This window comes from Bacillus sp. KH172YL63, assembly GCF_011398925.1.
GTDB lineage: Bacteria > Bacillota > Bacilli > Bacillales > Bacillaceae_B > Rossellomorea.
On sequence record NZ_AP022842.1, the window covers coordinates 3,537,476 to 3,563,797 of the forward strand.

The window sequence follows — 26,322 nt, forward strand, 5'->3', positions numbered from 1 at the left end:
TTATTTATTTAATGGTTCAAAGCGCTCGACCAGTAAAGCAAGGGTCCTTGCCATAACGCCGGTTCCACCTGCAGGGCCCAGGTCATGGCTCCCTTTGGTTGTAGCTGTTCCTGCGATATCCAGATGAACCCATGGCAGTCCTTCGGCAAACTCTCCGACAAACGCTCCGCCCATGATCGCGTGGCCTGCCCGTCCTGGAGAGTTGTTCAGGTCGGCTATATCGCTGCCCCGTACACGCTTTTTGTCGTGTTCCGTATAAGGAAGCTGCCAGATATACTCTCCTGATTCTCCCGATGCCTCCAACACTTGCTCAAAGAACGCCTCGTTATTCGTGAGGGCACCTGTCTTATCTTCCCCCAGGGCGATGATGACCCCGCCAGTCAGGGTGGCAACGTCCACCAGATAATTCGCTCCCTGATGCTTCGCATATGTCATACCGTCAGCAAGGGCTAAACGGCCCTCTGCGTCGGTGTTTAACACTTCGATCGTCTTACCGCTCATGGATGTGATCACATCGTCAGGCTTGAATGCAGATCCGCTTACCATATTGTCTGTAGACGGGATGACAGCCACCACGTTTTGTTCAGGCTTGATTTCCCCGATGATTTCCATCGCGCCAAGAACAGCTGCCGCTCCACCCATATCCGTTTTCATGCCGACGATGCCGTCCTTCGGTTTAATGGAGTAACCGCCGGTATCAAAGGTGATCCCTTTTCCGACCAGTCCGATGACATCCTTCCATTCATCTTTTCCGCTGTATTTCAGGACAATCATCTTCGGCGGCTCAACTGAACCCTGGTTGACTGCGAGAAGCGCGCCCATGCCGAGATGCTCCATTTCTTCTTTATCAAGGATTTCCACCTCAAAATCATATTTTTTCGCTAACTCCAAGGCATACTCGGCCAATTTAGTCGATGTTAACAGATTCCCCGGCATATTCACCAGTGTCCGGGCCGAGTTGACCCCGCTACCGAAGGCAGAGCCGATATGCAGGGCTGTTTCTACTTCTTTCGAGTCTGATTGGGTAAAGAAATCAATCGCCTCTACATGGACTTCAGGTTCATTCGATTTCTTCTTATAGCCGTGAAACTCATATGTAGACATTGTAAATGCTTCTGTGAACGCATGGGCTGCATCTGTTGAAGTCATATCTTCCGAAACAAACGTATCGAGTGCAACGGCAAAGGATGACACTTTCATGCCTTTGATTGATTTTGAAGCAACGCCTAACGCCTCTTTTAATCTATCGAATGTCAGCTCTTTCTGCTTTCCTAAACCGACAAACAGGATTCTCTTAGCGCCGATCTTCCCAAACGTATGGACTTTTGACACTTTTTTGGCTTTGGAAGAAATGTCTCCATCTTTCACCAATTGTGTCAGATAGCCTTCAAAGGCGTGATCCAGTTCTTTCAGCTCCCCTTCAAATGTCGGCTGATTATAAATACCAACCACCAGGCATTGATGATCAGTTGATGTTACCTCGTTCTGATTAATTGAAAATTTCATATTAAACGACACCTCCAATCCCTATTATAACGAAGATATCCCATTATTTCGACTTTCTAAGTATCAAAGGGGTACGTTAAACCTAAAGTAAAAAGGGTATGATATAATGAGAACATTATATTTATTCAAACAATTGAAAGGGTGGCATTTCACAGCATGGAAGTATTGTTTAATTTTCCATTATGGGCATCATTGTTTTCCATTTTTTTCGCCCAGTTTGTAAAGGTTCCCATACAGTTCATCGCAACAAGGGAATTAAACTGGTCATTGATCACTTCAACAGGTGGGATGCCAAGTTCCCATTCGGCGGCCGTAACCGCATTATCCACAGGGGTTGCCCTTGAGGTCGGTCTCGATTCCCCTATCTTCGCCGTATCTGCCATGTTTGCCATCATCACAATGTTTGATGCGACCGGTGTCAGAAGACAGGCAGGGGAACAGGCCATTGTGTTGAATCAGTTGATGGTGGATTTCCAAAGATTCATGTCAGAAGCCAAGGGCTGGCAGAAAAAACCGGAACAGGAAAAGCGCAAAGAGCTGAAGGAATTACTCGGCCATAAGCCGATCGAAGTATTTTTTGGAGGATTGTCCGGCATCATTCTGACGCTTCTTCTCCACTATTTCTTTCTAGCATAGAGGTGTACCGATGAGAATTGTATCCATTTGTCCAAGTAATACAGAGCTGATCGATTACCTGGGATTAACGCCACAGCTTGTAGGTGTCGATGATTATTCCGATTATCCTGAAGCCGTGGAATCCCTTCCCCGGCTGGGCCCTGACCTCTCCATTGACATGGAGAAGCTCGAGTCACTGAATCCTGATATTGTGTTTGCTTCTTTAAGCGTTCCTGGTATGGAAAAGAATATCACGGAATTAGAAAAGCGGGGCATTCCCCATGTAACATTGAATCCCCAAAGCTTTTCCGACATCGCCGACGATCTCGTGACGGTCGGCGATGTCGTGACGGTCGGTGCGGCCTGCGGGATTACCGCTCATGCCGAGTTGCGCCGAATGGATTTTCTGAAAACAGTCAATGAATTAAAAGCGATTGGAGAGAAGGTGGACCACCCTCCGACCCTTTATTGGGAATGGTGGCCCAACCCTGTCTTCACACCGGGGAAAGTCAATTGGCTGACTGAACTCAGTGAAATGGCGGGGGCACGCAATATCTTCGCTGATGTGGAGCTTGCGAGCGTCCAAACTGACTGGGGCGATGTATTAAAACGGGACCCCGACTATATTTGCCTTGCCTGGGTAGGTGTGCAGCGAAAGCGGGTCAAACCGGAAATCGTGAAGAAACGTCCCGGGGCGCTCGAGATGCCAGCTGTCCAGAACGATCGACTGCTGATTCTTGAAGAAGCGCTTTATTGCAGGCCGTCCCCCCTTTTATTGAAGGGTGCCGTCGCCCTCAGCAGACTGCTTCATCCCGATTTGTACAGAGATATCGATGTAAACTAAAGAAGCCCGCAGATTCAATTGAATCTGCGGGCTTTTCTTTATTCTTCTTTCGATGACAGGATCTGCTGTCTGAACACTTGCATCGTTTCATTTTCATTGAGCGCTACCAACTGCTCTTCCGACAGCTCACCTGAACCCATTTGAATCACGTATACATCGAGGGTCTGTTTGCCCCATTCATTATAAACATCTTCCACCGTCTCGTAATATAGATCGAGGCGATTCCCCTTAATAGCGCTCCCTTTATCCGCTACGACCCCATATCCATAATGGGGGATAAAAAGAATGGTACCAATGGGATAGACGGTCAGATCCGCTGCAATCGTTGAATATAAATCACGCTTCACTTTCACCCCAGAATATGTAATGCCATAGAGGGGATGCCCCGGATTTTTCCCGGTTGACTCCACTCCCGCCGTGTAGCCGGTCGCTACCACTGAATGCTTCGTATATTGATCCCAGTCAACCGAATCCTCAAGCGTTCTTGGCGCTGCCTGAGTACTCGCTGAAATCTTGGTCTCTGTCCCTGTGAACCGTTTTAGGAACTTAAATGACAAACCGAAACGGCTCTTCGCATGTTCGTTATCTTTTAAACTTGTTAGATCCCGGTCGGCTTTGTCCATCAGCCACGTTTTCACCGTTTGTGCTTCTACACCGGATACGGATTGAAAAGTCGTTCCCAATGCAAAAACAAACATACCGATCATCACAAATCGTTTTATCCATTTATTTAACAAAATCATGTATTCACTCCTCCCACCTTTAATACTTCCCAACAGGGAGGAGATATATGCATAAAAAGAGAAAATAATTGAATATTTACAATTTTTGTAATTTGTTAAAGTTATAGCAGCCTATCTTTACTGATAGTAATGACCGCATTTTTTCAATTAGATTTTTAAACCACAGATTGGAGTGAAAGAACTGGATCCCTTTAATAGTCCTACCTAATAACAACGTTTGTGAAAGGCTGTTTACGTAAACATTGTGGCTTTTTGATAAGCGAGATGCAGTTGATTTCCGCTCCAGATGCTCGCTTTCCCCGGGGATGGCGGTGAGCCTCCTCGGACTTCGTCCTGCGGGGTCTCACCTGTCCATCAGTTCCCGCAGGAGTCGAGCATCTGGAGCTCCAATCAACCCTCGAGGATAAAAACCATAAATTCACTGGACTAAATGATTATTCTTCTATTGATTTATAGTGACCAACGTAATTCGAATACATTGCCCTTGATCATTGCTATTGTAATTTTTTATTCCACAGTCTCAAATCACTGAAGATGCTCACATTCACCTCTATTAATAAAAACAATCAATGCGAAAAGAGCCTTGTGAAATGAGTTTCCTGTAATCATCATCATTAAACGATCGAGAAGTCCTTTTTCCCCATAATAAAAACCGTTAAACCAGGTTCATCCCCGGTCAAACGGTTTATGATTAAAACATCCGGTATCCTTTGGCTCTCAGGATCCTCATGACGACTCCTGAAAGGACCGCTCCGGCAAGTCCACTCCCAAGGATGACAAGGTCTGCAACAGCCAGGTGCCCAAGCTTTGTGCCCAATGCTGAAAAAGCGTCACCTGCATGTCTGAAATAATCTATAAAACGAACATCGTCCACGATAAAAATCACAACAATTGGATAAATGATGGCCATGATCCACGTCATACGCAATAACATATTTAACAGAAAGCCTATTCCGAAAAACAGGACAAAAAATAAAAGCATCGAAATCAACATTACATGTATAGGCATTTTACCATTGACACCTCCATAAACACTATTGAATAGTGTACCCCGACTGCAATGTAAGCGTCAATATTTTCAAGTCAAAATTGCAGGAACTTCACAAAATGAACATAATTGGAAGAAAAGCGGAGGCGGCTTGGGAAGGCCCGACAAGCATAAGGCGAACATGCCGGAAAGGCGTTCTTTGCCTTTTTGGCATGTTTGACTTATGACCTCGAGGGACTAGCCGCCGGAGCTGGACAATAGAAAACCGGAAGGGGCTTGCTCTGGGGCGACAAGCATAAGACGGGGTACCCGGAAAGGCGTTCTTTGCCTTTTTGGGTGTGCCGGCTTATGACCTCGAGCCCCAAGCCCCTGGAGCTGGACAATAGAAAAGCGGAGGCGGCTTGGACAGAGGCGACAAGCATAAGATGAGTAACCCGGAAAGGCGTTCTTTGCCTTTTTGGCATGTTTAACTTATGACCTCGAAGGACTAGCGGCCGGAGCATCCCATACCCCAACCAGCAAAAAAACAGACCCGATACAGCAGCATGGCTTCATCAGAAGCATCCACTGTCATCAGGTCTGTTTTGATTCAACGAAATTTTATTTTTGTTTTCCGCTGCCGCCGCAGCAAGGGCACGTTTCAGAACCACCCAATACTAGCTGAAAGTATCCTTTTCCCGAACAGTATAGACAATATTTCGCTTTTGTACTTGCAGTAGCTCTCATCAAAACATCTCCCTTTTCTTTAATTTCTTAATTTTCTGATAATATATCATCTATCTTCTGTAAAGAAAAGGGACATTATAGGGGATGTACCGTGAAGTAAGCGAATACATTGATGGTTTTCTTTGATTATCTCTTTTTTTCTTAAAATTTACTGAATTTTATAAAAATAACTGGTAGCGCGTATATGCAAACTGATCACCAGGGTTGACGCCCTCCACCAGTTGTAGTTTGTCTCCGTTATGCATGCGCTTGATCATCTCGTGTACCATAACCGAAGTGTTGGCATCGTTCAGCAATGCTTCAGGTGACTTCCACTGGACATCCCACAGTTCTTTTTCTTCAATGATGATAGAAGATGTTCCCTTGTTTTCCAGTAGAAAAATCATCATATTGTCGCTGATTTCGTTTTTAATGACGCCGGATCTCACTCCGATGAGTCCTTTGACGGAGGTGTGGAGACCGGTTTCTTCCTTCACTTCCCTGACGATTGCTTCATCGACTGTTTCAAAGTGTTCGACAAATCCTGCCGGCAGCGACCACATTCCTCTCAAGCCGCTGTACTTCTTTTTCACCACAAGCCATCTTCCCTGTTCGTCGATGACCAGCCCCGCCACAGCGAGCCACACATTTCCCCTTTTCATTGAACCTTCCTCCCATTCCAATCAAAAAAAAGCAGAGTGGCATCCACCCTGCTTTCATTTTATACTGTAAGACTTAAAAGAACTTGAACTTACCTTTTTTGAAGACAAGTGATGGTCCGCCAACCATGTAAAGCGCACGGTTATCGACTACTTTCTTCATGAAGGAAGCTTTTGTACCAGTGATTTTCTTGCCGTAAACGACACCGATTGCATCGTCTTCACCGAGTGAACATACAGTTCCTTTGATGTCTGGAGTGAATGACTCAAGCTCCTCTTTACCGTGAAGTAAAGCAGCGATGTTACGGGCACATACTTCACCTTGCTGCATCGCGATTTGAGCAGTCGGCGGGTATGGACGGTCAGTTTCTTCATTGATCATAAGTGAACAGTCACCGATGATGAAGATGTTGTCATGTCCAGGTGCACGAAGATCTTTATTGATTTTCACGCGGGCACGCATGTTTTCGATTCCGGCTCTTTCGATGATGGAATTACCGCGGACACCTGCAGCCCATACGATCGTACCAGCTTTGATTTCTTCTACTTCATCTTCGCCTTTAGAGATGATGACGCTGTCTGCTTTCGCTTCTTTAAGCGGTGTTCCGATGTGGAACTCGACACCTTTTTTCTCAAGCTTCGCACGTGCGTATTTCACTAGCTCAGGATCGAAGCCAGGAAGGATCATTGGCGCAGCTTCAACACATACGATGCGTACTTTCTTGCGGTCGATATCATATTCGTGACAAAGCTCAGGAACACGGTTACCTAATTCACCCAAGAATTCGATTCCAGTGAATCCTGCTCCACCTACAACGATCGTTAAGCGCTCATCGTTTTTCTCTTCCTCGTTTTTGTACGTAGCAAATTGTAATTCAATGTGCTCACGGATTTGACGGGCAGAGTTGATGTTTGAAATCATGAACGCATGCTCATGAAGACCCTGGATGCCGAATGTTTCTGATTCTGCACCAAGTGCCACAACAAGATAATCGAATTCTACTTCACCGTCAGCTGTGATGACCTTCTTCTCTTCTACTTTGATATCTTCAACAGTAGACTGAAGGAAGTTCACTTTGCTTGTGTTCACAACATCTTTGATGTCATAGCGCACGCGGTCGTGATGAAGCGTACCAGCGGAAGCTTCATGTAACCAAGTGGTTTCGTAGTGATAATCATTTTTATTAATTAGAATAATTTCTGCTTCATTTGTTCCTAGTTGTTTTTGAAGACGGGTCACCGTCATCAATCCACCATACCCTGCACCTAATACAACGATTCTTGGCTTTCTCAACTGAATCACATCCACCTTTTTTTTGTTAAATTTGCTTTGGATACTCTTAGAGTCCTCCACATCATCCTTTTTTATCCCGTACAATCTGATACCATTATCTTTTTCCCTTTTCAAGAGATAATGAAACAAATCAAGTGGGATCTTCCTTTTAGTAAAGGAATGATTGTATACATTATAAGAACGAATAAATAAGAAAGTATGTGACTTATTTCACGAACTACTATACAGCTATTCGAAAATTGTCATAAATTCTTAACAACTACCTACAATACATCATATTCGTTTTGTCCTTCATTTTCAAGATATAGAAAGGAAATTCAAAACTTACGAATTTTTAAAAAATACAGGTGATTCACCTCCAGATAAAAGACTGATTATTCTTACTTATAGATCCTATTTGTGTGAAGAATCAAAAGCGATATGATAGAATACATTATGATGATAGACATCTTAATTGTTGGAGGGATCTAGTTGAAGGAAGATCAAAAAGTATATGATATTACAATCATAGGCGGCGGTCCTACCGGGTTGTTTACGGCGTTTTACGGTGGGATGAGAAAAGCATCAGTTAAGATCATTGAAAGCTTACCACAACTCGGGGGCCAGTTGGCCACACTTTACCCGGAGAAATACATATATGATGTTGCTGGCTTCCCTAAGGTGAAGGCCCAGGATCTTGTGAATAATTTAAAAGAACAGATGGCCAAGTTTGAAACGACCATCTGCCTCGAACAGGCAGTCGAAGGCGTCGAGAAACAGGCTGACGGCATGTTCAAACTGACGACGGATAAGGAAGTTCACTTTTCGAAGACAATCATCATTACGGCAGGAAACGGGGCATTCCAGCCCCGCCGCCTGGAACTTGAGCATGCTACTGAATTTGAAGGCAAGAATCTTCATTATTTCGTTGATAATCTTGAGCATTTCAGGGATAAAAAAGTAGTGATCTGCGGCGGTGGCGATTCTGCAGTGGACTGGGCGCTCATGCTCGAGCCGATTGCAGAAAAGGTCTACCTTGTGCACAGAAGGGATAAGTTCAGGGCCCATGAGCACAGTGTGGAAAATCTCCACAACTCATCGGTTGAATTAAAGACGCCTTATGTCCCATCCGAACTGGTGGTTGATGAGCATAAAATCAATCAGCTCATCCTTGAGGAAACGAAAGGCGATGAAAAGGAAATCATCGACCTTGATGAACTGATCGTGAACTTCGGATTCGTCTCTTCCCTTGGTCCAATTAAAGATTGGGGCCTTGAGATCGAGAAGAATTCCATTGTCGTAAATTCACGGATGGAAACGAATATCCCGGGCATTTATGCTGCAGGTGATATCAGCACCTATGACGGGAAAGTCAAGCTTATCGCAAGCGGATTTGGCGAGGCACCGACCGCTGTCAATAATGCCAAAGCGTATATGGATCCGAAAGCAAGGGTACAGCCTATGCACAGTACGTCCATGTTCACAGACTAATACCATCCAAAGGGGCCCGGAAATCAGTTTCCGGGTCCTTTATTCATCCAGGGAGGCTTCTTTATGTATATTCCTAAACCATTTATCATTGATGATCAAGAAACACTTCACACTATAATCGAAGAAAACAGCTTCGCCACGCTTTTCACACAGCACAACGGCAAGCCTCATGCGACCCATCTCCCTCTTTATTTGGACAGAGAGGCGAATATCCTTTATGGACACTTCGCCCGGGCCAATCCTCAGTGGAAAGATTGTACCGAAGGCGAGGCACTTGCAGTGTTCCATGGTCCTCATGCCTATATCTCTCCTTCCTGGTATGAAACAGACCAAACCGTCCCTACCTGGAATTATGTAGCCGTCCATGTGTATGGGAAAATTGAGCTCATAAGGGATGATTCTGAAAACATCGAGGCACTGTCTGCTCTCGTCGGCAAATATGAAGGCCCGGACAGTCCCTATTCATTCGGAGAGGTTGACCCAAAGGTAAGCAGTGGGCTCCGCAAAGGGATCGTCGGCTTTAAAATGCCCATCTCATCAATGGAAGGGAAAGCAAAGCTAAGTCAGAATCATTCCCCGGAACGACAGAAGCGGGTCATCGAACAACTGGAGAAGCGGACAGATGAGAATAGTCTTGCCATTGCAGCGCTTATGAGAGAGAACCTTCATCTGAAGTAAGCATTCACCACGCTGATTACATTGTTTAATTTCATCATCTTGGGGTAGACCAATAATAGAACAAAAAATCAGGAATAAAGGATGATGGATGAAATGAATGTGTTAGTGATTGGAGCAAATGGCCACACTGGCCGTCACATAGTGAAAGAACTGGCAAACAGTTCACAGCATTTCGTGAGGGCGATGATCCGGAAAACGGAGCAGGCGAAAGATATGGAAGATCTGGGCGCAAGACCGATCATCGCCGACCTTGAACAGGACTTTTCTTATGCCCTTGAAAATGTGAATGCGGTCATTTTCGCAGCCGGAAGCGGCGGTTCAACGGGAGATGACCAAACGCTTGCCATTGATCAGGAAGGCGCTAAAAAAGCGGTCGATTATGCGAAGAAGATGGGGATCGAGCGGTTTGTCATGTTAAGCTCCATGGGTGCAGACAATCCTTCAAGCGGGCCTGATGCGCTTCAATTCTATTTGAAGGCAAAAGGCGCAGCTGACGCTCACTTGAAAGAGAGCGGTTTAAACTTCACGATCGTCCGCCCCGGAGCGCTATCCTTCGATGGCGGAACGGGAAAAATCGAAGCCGCCTCCTCGATTGAAGACAAAAGCCGGGACATCTCACGTGAAGACGTCGCAAAAGTACTTGTCGATTCCCTGACCATCGAAGAAACGAACCACAAAGTATTTGAAATCCTGAGCGGCGACACACCTGTCGAAGACGCATTGAAACAAATCCGATAAATGTAAAAGGGACGGACCTCGATCATCGAGGTCCGTCCCTTTCTGTCTTTAGCAATTCTCCGGTGTTCCCTTATTCGTCGCCGTCACGAATGATGATCCGCACCCGCATGAGGCAATGGCGTTCGGATTGTCGATTGTGAATCCGCCGCCCATCATGGACTGCTTATAATCAATCTTCGTGCCGTTCAGGATCTGTGCATCTTCCTTGGCCACAACCAGCTTGATTCCGTGCTGCTCAGTTGTGGTATCTCCATCTTGAAGTTCATGTTCGAAACCCATACCGTAAGAAAGACCGCTGCAGCCTCCCCCTTTTACCGATACACGGAGCATCGCTTCTGTTTCGTCATGCTCCTTCATCATATCCTTGATCTGAAGGGCAGCCGCTTCTGTCAGAATGACAACTTCACTCATACTTTACACCTCCTATCTTCATTTCTTCTTACCACTCAGTATACTCTTTTCTATTTTACTACTCAACCAATGGGACTTTGGTGAATGATTGGTAAATATTTTTCTTGCAAGCCCCATCGATTCGTGACTTTTTGCTTACCTCACCCAAAAAATGCTGGTCTCCCGATATTCCAGCAGGGTATAATAAGGTAAATAGTCCCGATTGGGGAGGTGGTATTCTTGACAGAAGTGACACCCTTTTATGATAAAAAAACTCAGTGTCTCTCTTGTAAACACGCGTATACTACGACCAGGATCCGATCCCGCTTCGTGAAAGTCAAAGGATATGACAGCGACTTTTGTCCCTTATATGAATCTGATGAAGTGAATCCTTTGCTTTATAACGTATCTGTCTGCCCGAAATGCGGCTTTTCCTATACGGATGATTTTTCTGTTTACATCCCGCCGGTACTGAAGGCGGAGCTCGAGAAGAAGATCAGCCTCCACTGGCAGCCCCAGGATTACGGTAAAATCCGATCATACGAAGATGGAATCAATACATATAAATTGGCCGCCTACTGCGGTCTGATCAAAAAAGAAAAAAAGGTGACCATCGCAGGCCTTTATCTACGGACTGCGTGGCTTTACCGGAAAACAGGTGAAAAGGAACAGGAAAGACGTTTCATCAACCTCGCCACCCACGAATACATTGACGCCTATTTGACCGATGGCGCAGCCGGTTTAACGATGTCAGAAACAAAGCTTCTGTATATCATCGCCGAACTGCTGAGAAGGCAGGACAAAATCGAAGAATCGGTTTCGTATCTTTCTAAAGTGATCGCCAAGCAGCATCTTTCCACCGAGCCGAAAATCATCGAGATGGCAAGGGACCGCTGGCATGAAATGCGTGATACTTATAAAGAGATACAGTCTATGTAAAAAACAGCGGGCCCCCGCTGTTTTTTATTTTGCATAACCAAGCAATTCGCAAACAAAAAAATAAGCCGGTCCCATGACCAGCTTTCCCTTAGAACATCGGGTTCTCTTCCAGAAATTGATAGATATGATCGACCAATTCTTCAGGCGTATCCCCTGTGACGACTTCGCCATTGACTAAGGCATAAAAAGATTGGGCACACTTCCCGCAGTAGCCCAGACATCCGTACTCAATCACATCAAGGTTCGGATCTCTTTCCAATATCTCAAGCGCTTTTTGCGCACCACTAGCAAGATTGCTTATACAAAATTCTATAATCGGTTTCATTTCTATCACCTCACTACTCTTTGTTATGCTACCTTTTTTTATCACTATCGTCAATCATTTGCATTACTCCCAATCGTATAACAGATTGTGAACATTTTCGCTTATTTCTGTTGTGAAAAGACCTTTATTTCGATATACTTTTAATGTTAATAGGTTTATTAATGTCGGAAATACAGGAAATATGCTTCACATTGAAAATGCTTACTTTCCCTGGATACGCTTCTGCATAGCATCCTCGGAATATGACCACCGTATCAATACGGGTTTATTATTCATACAAACATACTATTCAACAATAATTGAGAGTGCAAAAAGGGGAAATTTTTCATGAAACAATTAGTGCTGCTTGGCGGAGGATATGGGAACATGCGCGTTCTGCTTCGCTTACTACCCAACCAATTACCTGATGATGTATCGATTACCCTGATTGACCGCAATCCTTACCACTGCCTGAAGACTGAATACTACGCGCTTGCCGCAGGTACGATTTCAGATCAACATGTACGCGTATCTTTCCCGGAACATGCCCGTTTATCCTATGTATATGGGGATATCACCGGAGTGGATATGGACAATAAACGCGTATTGATGAAAGATCAAGAATCCGTCCCTTACGATGATCTCGTCATTGGACTCGGATGCGAAGACAAGTACCATAACGTACCTGGTGCAGATGAGCATACATATTCGATCCAGACGATTGAAAGATCCCGCAGGACTTACCAGACGCTGTGCAACCTTCCTGCAGGTTCGATAGTCGGGATTGTGGGTGCCGGTTTAAGCGGGATCGAGCTTGCCAGTGAACTCCGTGAAAGCCGCTCTGATCTGAAGATTAAATTATTCGACCGCGGCCCGCGTATCCTCAATGCATTCCCTGAGCGCCTGAGCTCTTATGTGCATGGCTGGTTCGATGAGAACGGCGTGGAGATTGTCAACAATTCGAATATCACGAAAGTGGAACCGAACACCCTTCATAATCATGAAGAACAGATTTTCTGCGATGCCATCGTGTGGACGGCAGGCATACAGCCGAGCAAAGTCGTCCGGGATATGGACGTTGAGAAAGATGGAAGCGGACGGGTGATTTTGTCAAAATATCATAACCTCCCTCAGGATGAGAACGTCTATGTTGTCGGAGACTGTGCAAGCCTCCCTCAGGCCCCGAGTGCACAGCTCGCTGAAGGTCAGGCAGAACAAATCGTGACCATTCTCCTCAAGCGCTGGAATAATGAAGAGCTTCCGGAAGAACTGCCTAAGATCAAGCTAAAAGGGATCCTCGGTTCCCTCGGCAAGAAACATGGCTTCGGTCTTGTGAATGAACGCTCCATCACCGGCCGCGTCGCCAGATTATTAAAATCAGGCGTGCTGTGGATGTATAAGTATCATAATGGCTGATGCCCACCTGGACAAAAGCCTTTAAGGAAATAAAATCCGAACGACCATTCGAAGTTCTTCTCTAGATAACGAATGGTCGTTCGGATTTTTTGTTTTAATAATAGCATAGAATGAAACCCTGTCCAGCCTTTGATTGGAATGCAGGGTTAAGACTACTGCGGTGTTTCAAAACAGATAGCAGTTTTCATTTTTTCCCGGCAAAAAAAGCCAATCCCCATTAGAGATTGATCAGTTCCTCACACTGCTTTATATCCATATTTCTCAAGTTCTGAATAAATCACCTTTAAGCGGGGATTGCCTTCCCCGATGATATTTCCGTCCAGCAGCACGACCGGATAAAACATATCCTCCTCGATCACCCGTGAAGCAAAGCTTTTCACCGCTTCATCTTCAGGTGGATTGTGGATATCTACGTATTTGATCTCAAAAGGCTGATTCGGGTATTTTCTGCTCACGGCCGCCTGGAGCCATTCGCAGGTTTCTTTCGATGATGGTAAGTTCACGCAGCTCGGACAAGTCACTTCTGCCCCGTATACATACAGTTCTGCTCGCTTGTGTTCCATATCCTTCTCCCCTTTTCTTCCCTCTTCTGTATATTTTACAAAAAAAGCAGAAAAGTTGGAACACTATTCAGCCGAATTGTTGCTGAAAACGGGATGGGAAACTTTTCTGCAAAAAGAAATGCCCAATCATTTGCAGGTTGATAGATTTTTTGCGAATATGTCATTATAATAGAAGATAAGGAAAGGAGTAGATAATGATGGCTGAAAACGAAATGATTGCACCCGTTCAGGAAGTATTAGATAAATTACGACCGTTCCTACTTCGCGATGGTGGAGATTGTGAATTGGTCGACGTAGAAGATGGGATTGTAAAATTACGTCTGCTTGGCGCCTGCGGAAGCTGCCCAAGTTCAACGATCACATTAAAAGCAGGAATCGAACGCGCCCTAGTGGAAGAAGTTCCTGGCATCGTTGAAGTAGAGCAAGTATTCTAATAAAGCATGTTAAAGCCTGAATCTTTCCGATTCAGGCTTTTTTATTTACTTCACCTCAGTCTTCGGGTTTTCCCCATTCAAGACTGCTGTGATATTCTCTACACATAGGGTCATCATCCCATATCGGGTGTCTGTTGATGAGCTTCCGATATGGGGAAGGGCGACTACTTGATCGAAACGTAGCAGCGGATGATCCCGGTCGATCGGTTCGCTTTCAAATACGTCTAGACCCGCTCCGGCTATCTGACCATCCTCCAACGCCTGCTCCAGGGCTTTTTCATTAACAATCGGGCCCCTGGCAGCATTGACGAGGATCGCAGAATTCTTCATCAAGCGGAACTGTTCTTCCTGGAACATCCCTTTCGTACCGGCATTGAGGGGTGCAAGGATCACGACGAAATCCGATTTGGCAAGAAGTTCGTCAAGAGCCGCATAGCTGACACCAAGCTCCTTTTCTGCTTCATATTTTCTTGTGCGATTATGATACAGGACATCCATGCTGAATCCCTTTGCCCTTTTTGCAACCGCCTCACCGATGCTTCCCATCCCGATGATCCCCATCGTTTTGTGGTGAATATCCATGCCAGCAAGGAGAAGAGGCGACCAGCTCTTCCATTTTCCTTCTTTAATATAGCGATCAGCCTCGACGATCCTCCTTGCCGTTGCCATCATTAATGCAAACGTCAGGTCGGCCGTGGTTTCAGTCAGTACATCTGGCGTATTGCATATGGTGACGCCGAATTCCTTTGCCCCTTGGAGATCAATATTATCATATCCCACCGCCAGGTTCGCCACGACTTGAAGAAGAGGCGACCGGTGCAGCAGCTCCCTGTCCACCTGATCAGAGAGCATCGTCAGTAAAGCGGAAGCACGTTCTGCTTTATTGAGCAGGACCTCCCTTGGAACAGGGACATCCCCGTGCTCCCACATCTCGACTTCGAAGTGCTCACTCAGCGGCTCCACAACCTCTGCAGGCAGCTTTCTCGTAATATAAATATATGGCTTCAAATGAACTCCCTACCTTCACACTTTTACCTTAGTGTAGCACAAACGGGGAAGCCCATCTTGACGGATAACTCTCTAAAGCCATGCCACAAGGGGGATTCCCCATTTCTTCACCGGCACTTCAGTCATATGATAAAAATCCGACAGGAACGATTCATATTGTTGGGAGTTCTTTAAATAACGCTCGAGTTTATCTTCTACAATCTTCTTCTGCTGTTCAGATCCGGAAATATAATACTCCTCGATGCACTCGAAATAATGAAGGGGAAACAGCAGTCTCGCGTACAGCAATCTCCAGGAAAACGGGGACAGCGGACTGACCGATTCATACTCCTTCATGAACTCCTGCAGATCCGGGTGAAATGTCTGGCTCCTCATGAAATACCGCTCCCTCACCCATTCGGCGATATCCCTGCTCCCATGGTCAAATACCCACTGAAATGGGAAATGGATGGAAACATCTTTTCCCCAGGTCGATTGAAGGAACCGTTCATGGCAAACAGTGCCTGCATCAACCGCAGTCGGGTCTTCATCGAGTTCCGTATCCACCAGGTATTGAATCGCATTTTCAGAGAGGGCATTATAATATGGATAACTCTCCACGAAACGCCGTTCAAACTCATCAGCTGGCTGATCCTGTATGACCTGATAATACGCTTTCTCCAACTGTGACAGACGCTTCTCCCACAGGTCCTTCCACTGCCCCATCCTGTTGATCCGCTCGACTTTCTCTTCAAAGGTCCGTCCCCTGAAATGGAATTTGGCCAGCTTTCTTCCTATTTTATTTTCCGGCGGGGATGGGATGTTTTCATTTCTCAGGACAACGTAGTCATTGTTTTTCTCGACGACGAGGAATCTTCCTTCCTTGTTCGGTACAAACGTTGATACATTCCGGTCACCATGGATTTTCAGATGCTCGGCTAATTTATAAAGTTCCACAAGCGTTTCCTGTTCCATATCCGAAACGCCAACAATACTATATATTAATCCCCCGACCAAATAGCGATCCATCATACCATCGAAATATGCCCGCTCAGGATGCAGCCCAAAGTGATTGATTAATATTTCTTGAGACATACAGATCTCTCCTATCTAAAGTGACCGACATTTTTCCTGTACACATCTATCCGATTTCCTTCCGGATGAATATCCGAATCCCGGGATGGGCAAGAATGAGTACAGAAGCTATTATTATGTCTATTTTTCAATCGGGAATCATATGAGTAAAACAAGGCTTCGTCTAATCGAAACAGGGGTTATATAATCTTTCAAAGAAAAAGGTGAATAGGATGAAGGATAAAGATTCAATGGATTTATTAGAGAAGACGGCAAGAAAATGGCTGCACGAAAGAGGCGTCGAGATTGAAGACATCGCTCAATTGGTCATGTACCTTCAGCAAAAATATCATCCTGATCTGGAATTAAAGGAATGTGTCTATAATGTTGAACGGGTACTGACGAAACGGGAAGTACAGAATGCGATACTGACAGGTATTCAACTTGATATATTAGCGGAGAAAAAGATGCTTGAGCAACCACTCCAATCGATCATTGAAGTGGATGAAGGCTTATACGGGGTCGATGAAATCCTCGCCTTTTCCATCGTGAACGTTTACGGATCGATCGGTTTTACAAACTATGGTTACATCGATAAACAAAAACCGGGAATCCTTGAGCGGTTAAACGATAAATCTTCCGGCGCGTGTCATACATTCCTCGATGATATCGTGGGTGCCATCGCCGCGGCCGCTTCCAGCAGGCTCGCACACCGGGCCGAACACGCAGAATAAACAAATAAAAAAAATCAGACGACCATGGCCGTCTGATTTCTTTAGTGATAGAAGAAGTGTGCTGTTCCTCACTCTATTCAAGACTTTTTAATAAAGATCTTTTTTAACTAACTTTATGATTGCACTTCATAAGATAGTTCTATATAATTACAATTATAGTTGTAATTACGTGCAATTTAATTGTACCAAGAATTTCTCTCCTACGAAATTCATCAATGAAAGGCTTCATTTTTGGAACGGGGAGCTGTGACTCCTGATTTGATTCTGAGTGAAGCCTTTATTGATACCCTCTAAACCCTATGATTAATGTTCAGTAATGGTTGTAGCATTCTGATCAAACAAGAAAAATAAAGAGAAAATCAGTTCATTAAAGTATCGTTTGATTGTAAATTTCTTGGTGTTCTTCGCAATTTGGCATAATATCTTCCCATTGGATATCCAAGGCACATACGATAGCGTTAAGCTTGTTCAGAGAAGGGTTGGCCTCTCCTTTTTCAATCAAAGAAATATAATTTACTGTCAATCCACACTTGCGGCTTAATGCTTGGATGGTGATTTCTTTTGCTCTTCGATGGTATCTGATTTTCTTTCCGACAAGTCCTGTAACCGTAATACTCATTACCTCACTACCCTTTTAAAAATTCTTTAGAAATGTTGTGGAATGTTTCGAAAATCAACATTGACTTTCATTCGTAAAGTTGTTTGCATTCGTAAAGAATAGTTAGAAATTGAAACGGAATCAACGCTAATAGTCCCCTACTACCTTCTGTGTTTACCCTCGTTCATTGTCTTTACACGTATTTTCGGAACACTCTCAAAGAAAATAATTATTTTCACCTAACATATTCCTTTGGCCCTTTAGGCTCCCGATTCTTCTAAGTACTCTAGGCATGTGTAATGGAAAGTGAAAGTTAGCTGGATGAGGAACTGCATAATATACGGAGTAACTTCTTATTTAATTCACAAAGATACCTACTAGGTGCAGGTATGCCGTGACAAAAAGGACCATAACCACGGTCCTTAAGGATAAAAAGTATTCTGATTACTATGATTACTTCTTTCAACACTAGTTCTATTGTACTTATCCCTGCGTTCATTGTCTATTATGAATACTTTTCTAATTCATGATATTTTTGCCAAAAATGTTTAAAAACTGTTATCCTATATCAGATCTCCCATTCGCTTAAGTCTTCAATCGTATAGGTTGGCTGAATTTCTTTAGACTTCAGCCCCTCTTTGGTCGTGACGCCAGTATGGACGAGCAGCGTATCAAGACCTGCATTGATCCCGGCCAAAATGTCTGTATCGTAATTATCCCCAACCATGAGCGTATCTTCTTTCGGAACGCCCAACACTTCCAGTGCCTGCTCCATGATGATCGATTCCGGTTTACCGATAAAAATCGGTTCTGTCTGGGTAGAAACCGTCACAACCGATGTCAAAGAACCATTCCCAGGAAGCAGCCCTCTTTCTGTCGGAATGGCGATATCCCCATTCGTCGAGATGAAAGTGGCCCCATTCCTGACTCCAAGGCAGGCAAGGGCAAGCTTTTCATAGTTAATGCCCCGATCAATCCCAACAACGACGAAATCCGGGTGCTCATCCTGCAAGGTGATTCCATTCTCTTCAAGTGCGGAACGGATTCCCTCTTCACCGATCACATAAGCTGTGCCATTCGGTTTCTTCTGTGCGATGAACTGTGCCGTCGCCATCGAGGTTGTGAATACCTGCTCTTCTGTTGCAGGGATATCGAACGAACGGAGTTTTTCTGCCACCTGTTCAGGCCTTCTCGAAGAGTTATTCGTTACAAACAGATAAGGCAGCCCCTTGTCCTGCAGGCGTTTCACGAAATCACCTGCTTCCTCGATCTTCTCTTTCCCTTTGTACATCGTTCCGTCTAAATCAATCAGGTAGCCTTTATATGCTTTCATTCTTATACCTCCAAGATTGTTTGTATAGTATACCCTTCTCAGGCTGATTTCCTGTTACCAAATAATAAAGCGCTCCCTGGTCAGAAAGCGCTGTCAAATGCTATTAATTTTTAAAGGCCGATACCGGTCCGAGTTCATGTTCAAGGTAGCTCCGCACCTGTTCCGGCAACTGAACTAGCGTTGGGAAAACATCCTGTAAAACTGAATGCAGCTGCCCATGATCCACCGAGATGTAATCCTGAACAAGCGTTTTACGCTGTTCAACCAGCTTTTTCAGGTCTTCACTCATCTTCCCGTCAATCACTTTTTCGTCCAACAGAATATCAATGATATCCTCATAGCTGCCTGGATCTCTCATGATGAATCCATCGATCATGCTGTTGCCTACATCAAGCACGGATTCAATGATGGTGTGGCTGATCCGCTCCAACGCCAATTTCTCTACTGTAGAGCTCCACTGATCACGCTCTTTCACAAGGATTAACTGCTCATTCATGTACACTAAAGTTTGTTCAATCTTTTCTCTGTCTACGAAATACACGGTGCCACCTCTTTCTGAAACGAAATCTTCACACCTTATTTTAACATAATTTCTTTACCGGCATATAGGTACATCCTGCATTTCTTCCCTCAGTTTGATATGATGTAGGGAGCAGAAATTGAGGAGGACGTTGTAATGACTGAACGATTTTATTTATATGACGATATGGAAAATACAAAAACCCGGTTTGTCAGCTTCATGGGTGAAAACCAGCGCTACGACCTGGCCATCACCCAAACCGAGCGCTACTACGGTAAGTCCCTCGTGCTCGATCTCCAGGGAAACCGCTTCTCCATCATCGGCCGGGACGACCTTGACGAACCTGGATACATCGAAAGCGTCTTTAAACTTACCGAAGAAGAAGCAGATGAACTGCGGGACTTCTTAGGAGAAATCATCCTGTAGGAATGAACTCTCCCTCCCACTCACATACTACACCTATGAAAGGTGGGAGACTTATGAGAAAAAGAACGGATGAAAACGACAAAGAAGAGCAATACAGTGACTTCTCCAACGTTGAAACATACCGCAACTTCATCGTACCGGAAACGCTCCCGGAAGGTCCCTACGGATCCCCCCGGGGCAAGCACACCCCGGTAGAAAACAAAAGCACCCCATGGGAAGAAGGCCAGCGCCCATACAGCGCCTTCAACTATGAAAATAAATCCCTCCATCAGGATATACCACGGCAAGAACCTGGATCCCACCCGGTCCACGCCGATCCTGATGTGAATGAACAGACTCCTTATACTGAAAGTGAGGAGTGAGGGTGGAGACGGGATGGAGCGATGTGGCTTCATCCTGTTTTTTTATGGGGGATGGGTTGGCGAGCCTGGAGGAGGGCAGGTCAGGCGAGGAGAGGCCTAATTACGCAATCAACCTCCATTCTCACGCAATACATGCTGAAATTCACGCAATAAACCCCGATTGTTACGCAATGATCCTTGAAAGTTACGCAATAAACCTCCGCCGGCAAGCAGCCCACGCTGTAAACCACTGGTGATAAAGCAATAATCAGCTTCATGTAGCTAAAACTAGCCTCTTCTCTTTGAAAAACACACTTTTTTCATCAAGCAGCTCATAAAAAAGGAACAAACGCATTCACGTCTGTTCCCCATCCCTATGCTTTGCTGACTTTTTTCACAAGAAAATATGCACAGCCAAAATTACAGTATTCATATAAGTAATCTTTATGTGTGCTAACCTTGGTGTCAAAAGATGACTTCTGATTATGGTCATCGAAGAAACCTTTCAGTCTGAGCTGGCCGTATCCCCAATCGCCGAGGATGTAGTCATATTTGCTTAAAATATCGCTGTATCTTTCCTTAAATGCTTCCTCGTTGAATCCGTCTCTGAATTCTTCAACGATTTCGTAGCACGAATTCTGTACACAAATCATTCCGTCCACCCACTTTCATTTCCTTATTTTAAATTATAACGGATTGTCCATTAATTACTATGAAAAATTGCATTTAGAGATGGTCACCCTATCAAATAGGGGGTGTTTAAGTTGAATAAATTTATTCTCGGATCGACGGTACTAAGCATTGCACTCATTGGTACAGCCTGTAACGGCATCGACACAGCCAATGAAGAAATGTACCATGACAATGGCAATACAATCAATGTAAGCGACAGGGAAGACCTTTATAACGAAAACAATTGGACTAAAAAAGGCGCCCACCGCGGGGAAAGCTTCGGTTATGTGCGTCAGCAAAAGAGTCCCACCGGCGGTCAAACCATTTCCACGAAGGATATGTACAGCATCGACAGGGAACAGGTAGCTGACAGTATCAGTAAGATGAGTGTCGCCCTTCCCGATGTGAAAGATTGCTCCACACTGGTGACGGACGAGGAAGTGCTCGTGTCCTACATCACTGATAAAAAAGATAAAAAAGGCCGTTATGAAGTAGCCGACCAAGTCAAAAAAACTGCCATGTCAGTCATACCACGCTGGTACCATGTCTATGTCACCGATGACAAAAGTCTGATGAGAAATGTTGAAAACCTGGCAAAGATGGACAGTGACAGCGACAACGTCAACACTGCCATCGATGACACCATCAACCTCATGCTTCAGGATTCTCCACAAGGAAGAAACATAGACGCCGGGGAAAATGCCAACGGTGAAATGACGAATGAAATGCGGGATGACGATACCCACACGATCAACAAAAGCCGTCAAAAACGCAACGACTACACCGACACAGACAAACTGATGGACTAAAGAAAAGCGCAGGCGGCTTGAGCGGAGGCGACAAGCATAAGGCGAACCGGACGAAAAGGCGCTCTTTGCCTTTTTGACCGGTTTGACTTATGACCTCGAGCCTCTAGCCGCCGGAGCTGGACAATCGAAAAGCGCAGGCGGCTTGCACTTGCCCGACAAACACCCATATCTATAAAAAGGACTGACTGTTAGAGAGCTTCTCCTTCAAGTCAGTCCTTTTGTATGTGTAAGATTAAGCGTTTAGAACTTCCTGCTCACCTTTGGCTTGTCTTGCTTTGGCTGCTGCGTTTACCTGCTCATCGGCATGATAAGAAGAACGTACGAGCGGGCCTGCTTCACAGTGGCTGAAGCCTTTTTCCATTGCTGCTTCACGCAGTTCGGCGAATTCGTCCGGGTGGTAATACTTTTGAACCTTTAAGTGTTTCTTGGATGGCTGCAGGTATTGACCCAGCGTGACGATATCAACATGGTGCGCACGAAGATCATCCATTGTTTCAAGGATTTCTTCCTTCGTTTCCCCCAGACCAACCATGATGCTTGATTTAGTCGGGATATCAGGATTCAATTCTTTGGCACGACGCAGGAATTCCAGTGTGCGGTCATATGTTGCACGGGCACGAACCCTTGGCGTCAGGCGGCGAACGGTTTCAACGTTGTAGTTCATGATGTCCGGCTTCGCATCCATCAATGTTTTGATGTTATCGAAGATTCCACCCATATCGGATGGCAATACTTCGATTGAAGTGAACGGACTTTTGCGGCGGATGGCACGGACCGTTTCAGCAAATACTTTTGATCCTCCGTCTTTCAGGTCGTCACGGGCAACTGCCGTGATAACGACGTGTTTCAGGTTCATCAATTTAACTGAATCTGCTACGCGTTCAGGTTCTTTCAGATCCAACTCAGTCGGTAGTCCTGTCTTGACTGCGCAGAAACGGCATGCACGGGTACAGATATCCCCAAGGATCATGAAAGTGGCTGTACGTCTCGTTCCCCAGCACTCATGGATGTTAGGACAGCGTGCTTCTTCACAAACTGTGTGAAGGTTGTTCTCACGCATCATCTTTTTCAAGCCCATATAATTATCGTTCGTATTCAGCTTAATTTTAAGCCAATCCGGTTTACGAATATGTTCATCTTTCTTGCTCATACCCCTCATCTCCAATCCTAAAATTCTGACTTAGGCAAAGAGTGAAACGCTGTATCGTTCATCTTTATGTAAATAAAGTCATCATCAATATACTTCTTTTGTCACTTTATCATACTAAAAATGTGAAAACAAGCATGTGATACCCTATTACCATTTATTGATGATTATGATTCCTGCCGAACGATACAAACTACTATTAGGCCTCTAAAAATGGAGTGATGATTTTGTACAAAAGATTGGTCTTGACCATTGTGGCAATATTCGTATTGACCGGTCCCGGCCGTTCAGTCGCAGCGGAACCACTGACGGATGAACAGATTCACACAAAAAGGATGGAACTGTTCCAAAAAAGTGAAACGCTGACCCAGATTCCGTGGTACTACCTGGCTGCCATCGATCAATATGAACGCAGCCTCCGGTTTGCCAGAAAGGACAGGGATAAGCCCTCTTCTCTTATTTCAATTTATATGGAGCCTGAAAGATGGGTCGGCCCCCTCAATCCTGATCGGGATGATGACAATCCTAAAACGATTGCTTTATTCGGAGGACGTGGGCGTGATGGGGACCTTGATGGAAAGGCCAGCCTGGAAAGCGATGAAGATATCCTGGCAGCGATGACGGAGTATCTATTGCGCTACGGCATCGACAGGGACAATTTCAAGCTTGCCCTTTGGGACTATTATAAGCGTGATAAGACGGTCAGCATCATCATGGGAAATGCGAAGATCTATAAACAATATGGAACGATTCATTTAAATAAAAAAGCCTTTCCCCTGCCCCTCCGATTCAATTACAGTTACAGGAATACGTGGGGAGATGCCCGCGGCTGGGGAGGCAGACGGATACACGAAGGGACGGACCTTTTTGCAGACTACGGCGTACCTGTCAGGGCCACTTCCTATGGGATCATCGAAATGAAAGGATGGAACCGTTATGGGGGCTGGAGGATCGGGATACGGGATATCAATAATACGTATCATTATTTTGCCCACTTGAGCGGGTTCGCCAAAGACCTTCATGTCGGCCAGGTTGTTGAACCAGGGATGGTGATCGGCGGCGTCGGAAGCTCTGGATACGGCCCTCCGGGTACATCAGGAAAATTCCCTCCCCATTTGCACTACGGGATGTATAAGGATAACGGCTTGACTGAGTGGTCCTTTGACCCCTATCCACATTTGAGGATGTGGGAAAGACAGGACCGAATCGACAGCAGGAAGCATTAAAAAAGCAGACAATGGGATATCCATCGTCTGCTTCTTTTCAATTATGCTTGATTTTTCGATTTGGATACAGCATTCATGATACTCGCTGCCAAGCCACCCCAGATGATGACCACTCCGACAACCATCATAACAATCGCACTACCTGTCATGTTAGCTTACCTCCTTAAAGCTTTCAGCTTCTGTTTTGGCATGCCAGCGTTTATATCCTAGTGCAACCCCTACAAGGATCGCGAATGCGGCCACGAACCATCCGCTGTAAAGAATGAATGTATCTGAGTAACCGCCGTAGTTACCAGTCTCTGTTTCAAACTCTTTCAGTAAGTTCATTTTGAATAAACCGAACATCATCCAGCCAAGGACGATCGGTGTGATGACGCCAAGGCACACTTTCCACCAAGTGCCGAGGTGAAGGTCAGAGATGCCGTTTGCATGAGATTGGAAAGCACCAAGCTTGCGCAGGAACCATGCAATGACGACTACTTCTACAAGTCCAACGAAGGCTACACCGAATTGGTTGATGAAATAATCTGCTACATCCAGGAACAACAGTCCGCCCTGTGTTGCAAACAGGATGGAGATGATCGCTGAAAGTCCGCCCCCGAAAAGGACAGCTTTGTTACGTGAGATTCCGAACTTCTCTGAAACAGCTGCTACATAGGTCTCAGAAATCGAAATCAGGGATGATAAACCGGCAAGGACCAGGGAAGCAAAGAATAGGAATCCAAATACTTCATTGAATGCCGGGAATTCGTTGATGATTTGCGGGAAGACAACAAATGCAAGCCCAACGCCACCGCTTACGACTTCCTGCACAGAAACACCCTGGGACTGCGCCATGAATCCTAATGCGGCAAATACCCCGATACCGGCCAATAATTCAAAGCCTGAATTACTGAAACCTGTGATGAAAGCATTGTTTGTGATATCAGATTTCTTCGGCAGATAACTTGAGTACGTAATCATGATGGCAAAGGCAATGGATAAACTGAAGAAAATCTGTCCATATGCAGCCACCCATACCCCGGGATCTGCGATCTTGCTGAAATCCGGTTTGAAGAAGGCATCAAGCCCGTCAAGCGCACCTGGTAAAGTTAAAGCGCGAACAACAATGATTAAGAATAAGATAACAAGTGCCGGAATAAAGATTTTATTCGCTACTTCGATCCCTTTCTTTACACCTTTGAAAAGGATGCCCAGTGTAACCGCCCATACTATGACAAGCGGGATGAATACGCCTGGTACGACGCTTCCTGTTTGACCCGGATCAACGGAAAGTTTCAAATAATCGCTGAACAGGAAGGATTCTGTTTCCGTTCCCCAGCCGAGATTGAAAGAGAATACGCTGTATGACATCGCCCATGCAATGATGACGGCATAATAGGTGGAAATGACAAAGGCAATCAATACTTGCCACCAGCCTAGCCATTCGGTTTTCTTATTAAGACGGAAATAAGATAGCGGTGCTGATCCACGGTACTTATGACCAATCGTGAATTCAAGTACTAATAAAGGAATACCTGCTGTAAGAAGAGCAAATAAATAAGGAATAAAGAATGCTCCCCCACCATTTTCATACGCCACTGCCGGAAAACGCCAGATGTTTCCAAGCCCGATTGCCGAACCTACAGCAGCAAGAATAAATCCTGCTCGTGTACCAAACTGTGCACGATTCTCCATTTTGTTCCCCCCTAGTTCTTTCCAACTACCTAATATAGGTATTTGAAATTTTTATATTTTCAGATTATTTATAATCTAAAGTCAGTATAGCTAGTTCCACGTCAATTGTCAAAGCTTTCTTTTAACCTTACCGGTAGAATTTTTAAGGAAGTGCGCCGGTACTATTTCACTATAAGGTTTTTGTCGAATATTGGATATTACGAGGGTATAAAGATTCAGGTGGGGATGAAAATTAAAGGCTGTTTTCGTAAACATTGTGGCTTTTTGACAAGCGAGATGCGGTTGATTTCCGCTCCAGATGCTCGCTTTCCGCGGGGATGGCGGTGAGCCTCCTCGGACTTCGTCCTGCGGGGTCTCACCTGTCCATCAGTTCCCGCAGGAGTCGAGCATCTTCCGCTCCTATCAACCATCGAAGATAAAAACCATAAATTCACTGGATTTACTGCTTATTTATCTTCTGAATAGTAGTGATCAACGCAATTCAAGTACATT

The 26,322-nt window shown here is 45.1% G+C and carries 30 protein-coding genes and 1 pseudogene; 13 read left to right on the forward strand and 18 right to left on the reverse strand.

From position 1 onward, the window contains the following. On the reverse strand, positions 1-1,506 hold the full coding sequence (locus tag KH172YL63_RS18135; RefSeq protein WP_173107407.1) for a leucyl aminopeptidase: 1,506 nt from the start codon (positions 1,504-1,506) through the stop codon (positions 1-3). Between the two features lie 156 nt (positions 1,507-1,662). Here KH172YL63_RS18135 and KH172YL63_RS18140 point away from each other — a divergent pair, with 156 nt between their 5' ends. Together KH172YL63_RS18140 and KH172YL63_RS18145 are read left to right on the forward strand one after the other, a co-directional pair. Then, positions 1,663-2,142, forward strand: a complete 480-nt coding sequence (locus tag KH172YL63_RS18140) for a divergent PAP2 family protein (RefSeq protein WP_173107408.1) — start codon at positions 1,663-1,665, stop codon at positions 2,140-2,142. 10 nt (positions 2,143-2,152) lie between these two features. Continuing rightward, on the forward strand, positions 2,153-2,965 hold the full coding sequence (locus tag KH172YL63_RS18145) for a cobalamin-binding protein (RefSeq protein ID WP_173107409.1): 813 nt from the start codon (positions 2,153-2,155) through the stop codon (positions 2,963-2,965). 38 nt (positions 2,966-3,003) lie between these two features. Here KH172YL63_RS18145 and KH172YL63_RS18150 read toward each other — a convergent pair whose 3' ends face one another. The 5 genes from KH172YL63_RS18150 to KH172YL63_RS18170 form a co-directional block, all read right to left on the reverse strand. After that, positions 3,004-3,708 carry a 3D domain-containing protein gene (locus KH172YL63_RS18150; protein WP_269475174.1) on the reverse strand — a complete coding sequence of 235 codons (705 nt, stop codon included), beginning with the start codon at positions 3,706-3,708 and terminating at the stop codon, positions 3,004-3,006. Positions 3,709-4,399: 691 nt separating this feature from the next. Further along, complete coding sequence (locus KH172YL63_RS18155) at positions 4,400-4,717, reverse strand: YuiB family protein (protein ID WP_232066059.1); 318 nt, start codon at positions 4,715-4,717, stop codon at positions 4,400-4,402. 579 nt (positions 4,718-5,296) lie between these two features. Beyond that, positions 5,297-5,422, reverse strand: a complete 126-nt coding sequence (locus KH172YL63_RS21815; RefSeq protein WP_171050981.1) for a YuiA family protein — start codon at positions 5,420-5,422, stop codon at positions 5,297-5,299. 158 nt (positions 5,423-5,580) lie between these two features. Continuing rightward, the gene (locus KH172YL63_RS18165; protein WP_173107410.1) at positions 5,581-6,063 is read right to left on the reverse strand and encodes an NUDIX domain-containing protein; all 483 of its coding nucleotides are present in this window, start codon (positions 6,061-6,063) and stop codon (positions 5,581-5,583) included. A 73-nt stretch (positions 6,064-6,136) separates the two neighbouring features. After that, positions 6,137-7,354: an NAD(P)/FAD-dependent oxidoreductase gene (locus KH172YL63_RS18170; RefSeq protein ID WP_173107411.1), complete on the reverse strand. Its 1,218-nt coding sequence runs from the start codon at positions 7,352-7,354 to the stop codon at positions 6,137-6,139. Between the two features lie 471 nt (positions 7,355-7,825). On the opposite strand from KH172YL63_RS18170, the gene KH172YL63_RS18175 reads away from it, so the two are divergent. The 3 genes from KH172YL63_RS18175 (at position 7,826) to KH172YL63_RS18185 (ending at position 10,240) form a co-directional block, all read left to right on the forward strand. Beyond that, positions 7,826-8,824 (forward strand): NAD(P)/FAD-dependent oxidoreductase, encoded by a 999-nt coding sequence (locus KH172YL63_RS18175; protein ID WP_173107412.1) that lies wholly within the window; start codon positions 7,826-7,828, stop codon positions 8,822-8,824. Positions 8,825-8,887: 63 nt separating this feature from the next. Then, positions 8,888-9,502 carry an FMN-binding negative transcriptional regulator gene (locus tag KH172YL63_RS18180; protein ID WP_173107413.1) on the forward strand — a complete coding sequence of 205 codons (615 nt, stop codon included), beginning with the start codon at positions 8,888-8,890 and terminating at the stop codon, positions 9,500-9,502. A 93-nt stretch (positions 9,503-9,595) separates the two neighbouring features. After that, positions 9,596-10,240, forward strand: coding sequence for an SDR family oxidoreductase (locus tag KH172YL63_RS18185; RefSeq protein ID WP_173107414.1), 645 nt, complete (start codon positions 9,596-9,598; stop codon positions 10,238-10,240). A gap of 48 nt (positions 10,241-10,288) precedes the next feature. On the opposite strand, the gene KH172YL63_RS18190 is transcribed toward KH172YL63_RS18185, so the two are convergent. Next, complete coding sequence (locus KH172YL63_RS18190) at positions 10,289-10,651, reverse strand: HesB/IscA family protein (protein WP_173107415.1); 363 nt, start codon at positions 10,649-10,651, stop codon at positions 10,289-10,291. Positions 10,652-10,879: 228 nt separating this feature from the next. Between KH172YL63_RS18190 and KH172YL63_RS18195 the strand changes: the two genes are divergently transcribed. Next, complete coding sequence (locus KH172YL63_RS18195; RefSeq protein ID WP_232066212.1) at positions 10,880-11,569, forward strand: DUF2225 domain-containing protein; 690 nt, start codon at positions 10,880-10,882, stop codon at positions 11,567-11,569. A gap of 88 nt (positions 11,570-11,657) precedes the next feature. Here KH172YL63_RS18195 and KH172YL63_RS18200 read toward each other — a convergent pair whose 3' ends face one another. After that, complete coding sequence (locus KH172YL63_RS18200) at positions 11,658-11,894, reverse strand: YuzB family protein (protein ID WP_173107417.1); 237 nt, start codon at positions 11,892-11,894, stop codon at positions 11,658-11,660. A 327-nt stretch (positions 11,895-12,221) separates the two neighbouring features. On the opposite strand from KH172YL63_RS18200, the gene KH172YL63_RS18205 reads away from it, so the two are divergent. Further along, positions 12,222-13,289, forward strand: a complete 1,068-nt coding sequence (locus KH172YL63_RS18205; protein ID WP_173107418.1) for an NAD(P)/FAD-dependent oxidoreductase — start codon at positions 12,222-12,224, stop codon at positions 13,287-13,289. 236 nt (positions 13,290-13,525) lie between these two features. Here KH172YL63_RS18205 and KH172YL63_RS18210 read toward each other — a convergent pair whose 3' ends face one another. Beyond that, entirely contained in the window at positions 13,526-13,852 is a 327-nt protein-coding gene (locus tag KH172YL63_RS18210; protein ID WP_173107419.1) for a YuzD family protein, read from the reverse strand. A gap of 194 nt (positions 13,853-14,046) precedes the next feature. On the opposite strand from KH172YL63_RS18210, the pseudogene KH172YL63_RS18215 reads away from it, so the two are divergent. Next, a pseudogene (locus KH172YL63_RS18215) lies at positions 14,047-14,286 on the forward strand (NifU family protein); the annotation flags it as partial. A 45-nt stretch (positions 14,287-14,331) separates the two neighbouring features. Here the strand turns inward: KH172YL63_RS18215 and KH172YL63_RS18220 are convergent. Further along, positions 14,332-15,294, reverse strand: a complete 963-nt coding sequence (locus KH172YL63_RS18220) for a 2-hydroxyacid dehydrogenase (RefSeq protein WP_173107420.1) — start codon at positions 15,292-15,294, stop codon at positions 14,332-14,334. A gap of 72 nt (positions 15,295-15,366) precedes the next feature. After that, positions 15,367-16,368 carry a spore coat putative kinase YutH gene (gene yutH, locus KH172YL63_RS18225; protein ID WP_173107421.1) on the reverse strand — a complete coding sequence of 334 codons (1,002 nt, stop codon included), beginning with the start codon at positions 16,366-16,368 and terminating at the stop codon, positions 15,367-15,369. Between the two features lie 212 nt (positions 16,369-16,580). On the opposite strand from yutH, the gene KH172YL63_RS18230 reads away from it, so the two are divergent. Then, positions 16,581-17,081 (forward strand): phosphatidylglycerophosphatase A family protein, encoded by a 501-nt coding sequence (locus tag KH172YL63_RS18230; RefSeq protein ID WP_173107422.1) that lies wholly within the window; start codon positions 16,581-16,583, stop codon positions 17,079-17,081. 367 nt (positions 17,082-17,448) lie between these two features. On the opposite strand, the gene KH172YL63_RS18235 is transcribed toward KH172YL63_RS18230, so the two are convergent. The 3 genes from KH172YL63_RS18235 to KH172YL63_RS18245 all read right to left on the reverse strand — a co-directional run bounded on the left by KH172YL63_RS18235 (position 17,449) and on the right by KH172YL63_RS18245 (position 19,553). Beyond that, positions 17,449-17,700: a helix-turn-helix domain-containing protein gene (locus KH172YL63_RS18235; RefSeq protein ID WP_173107423.1), complete on the reverse strand. Its 252-nt coding sequence runs from the start codon at positions 17,698-17,700 to the stop codon at positions 17,449-17,451. A gap of 547 nt (positions 17,701-18,247) precedes the next feature. Beyond that, entirely contained in the window at positions 18,248-19,012 is a 765-nt protein-coding gene (locus KH172YL63_RS18240) for a TIGR01457 family HAD-type hydrolase (RefSeq protein ID WP_173107424.1), read from the reverse strand. A gap of 103 nt (positions 19,013-19,115) precedes the next feature. Further along, positions 19,116-19,553 carry a DUF86 domain-containing protein gene (locus KH172YL63_RS18245; RefSeq protein ID WP_173107425.1) on the reverse strand — a complete coding sequence of 146 codons (438 nt, stop codon included), beginning with the start codon at positions 19,551-19,553 and terminating at the stop codon, positions 19,116-19,118. Positions 19,554-19,688: 135 nt separating this feature from the next. On the opposite strand from KH172YL63_RS18245, the gene KH172YL63_RS18250 reads away from it, so the two are divergent. Continuing rightward, positions 19,689-19,958, forward strand: a complete 270-nt coding sequence (locus KH172YL63_RS18250) for a DUF3055 domain-containing protein (RefSeq protein WP_173107426.1) — start codon at positions 19,689-19,691, stop codon at positions 19,956-19,958. A 53-nt stretch (positions 19,959-20,011) separates the two neighbouring features. After that, positions 20,012-20,320 (forward strand): cytosolic protein, encoded by a 309-nt coding sequence (locus tag KH172YL63_RS18255; RefSeq protein ID WP_173107427.1) that lies wholly within the window; start codon positions 20,012-20,014, stop codon positions 20,318-20,320. Positions 20,321-20,673: 353 nt separating this feature from the next. Here KH172YL63_RS18255 and KH172YL63_RS18260 read toward each other — a convergent pair whose 3' ends face one another. Next, positions 20,674-20,952, reverse strand: a complete 279-nt coding sequence (locus tag KH172YL63_RS18260; RefSeq protein ID WP_173107428.1) for a YutD family protein — start codon at positions 20,950-20,952, stop codon at positions 20,674-20,676. Positions 20,953-21,054: 102 nt separating this feature from the next. Here KH172YL63_RS18260 and KH172YL63_RS18265 point away from each other — a divergent pair, with 102 nt between their 5' ends. Beyond that, the gene (locus tag KH172YL63_RS18265; protein WP_173107429.1) at positions 21,055-21,780 is read left to right on the forward strand and encodes a YhcN/YlaJ family sporulation lipoprotein; all 726 of its coding nucleotides are present in this window, start codon (positions 21,055-21,057) and stop codon (positions 21,778-21,780) included. Positions 21,781-22,012: 232 nt separating this feature from the next. Here KH172YL63_RS18265 and lipA read toward each other — a convergent pair whose 3' ends face one another. After that, a complete protein-coding gene (gene lipA / locus KH172YL63_RS18270; protein ID WP_173107430.1) occupies positions 22,013-22,930 on the reverse strand; it encodes a lipoyl synthase in 918 nt (305 codons plus the stop codon). Between the two features lie 218 nt (positions 22,931-23,148). Here lipA and KH172YL63_RS18275 point away from each other — a divergent pair, with 218 nt between their 5' ends. Further along, positions 23,149-24,153, forward strand: coding sequence for a M23 family metallopeptidase (locus tag KH172YL63_RS18275; RefSeq protein ID WP_173107431.1), 1,005 nt, complete (start codon positions 23,149-23,151; stop codon positions 24,151-24,153). A 41-nt stretch (positions 24,154-24,194) separates the two neighbouring features. On the opposite strand, the gene KH172YL63_RS18280 is transcribed toward KH172YL63_RS18275, so the two are convergent. Both KH172YL63_RS18280 and KH172YL63_RS18285 read right to left on the reverse strand, forming a co-directional pair. After that, on the reverse strand, positions 24,195-24,302 hold the full coding sequence (locus KH172YL63_RS18280) for a methionine/alanine import family NSS transporter small subunit (RefSeq protein ID WP_173107432.1): 108 nt from the start codon (positions 24,300-24,302) through the stop codon (positions 24,195-24,197). A 1-nt stretch (position 24,303) separates the two neighbouring features. Further along, positions 24,304-25,830 (reverse strand): sodium-dependent transporter, encoded by a 1,527-nt coding sequence (locus KH172YL63_RS18285; RefSeq protein WP_173107433.1) that lies wholly within the window; start codon positions 25,828-25,830, stop codon positions 24,304-24,306. Positions 25,831-26,322 lie beyond the last annotated feature (492 nt).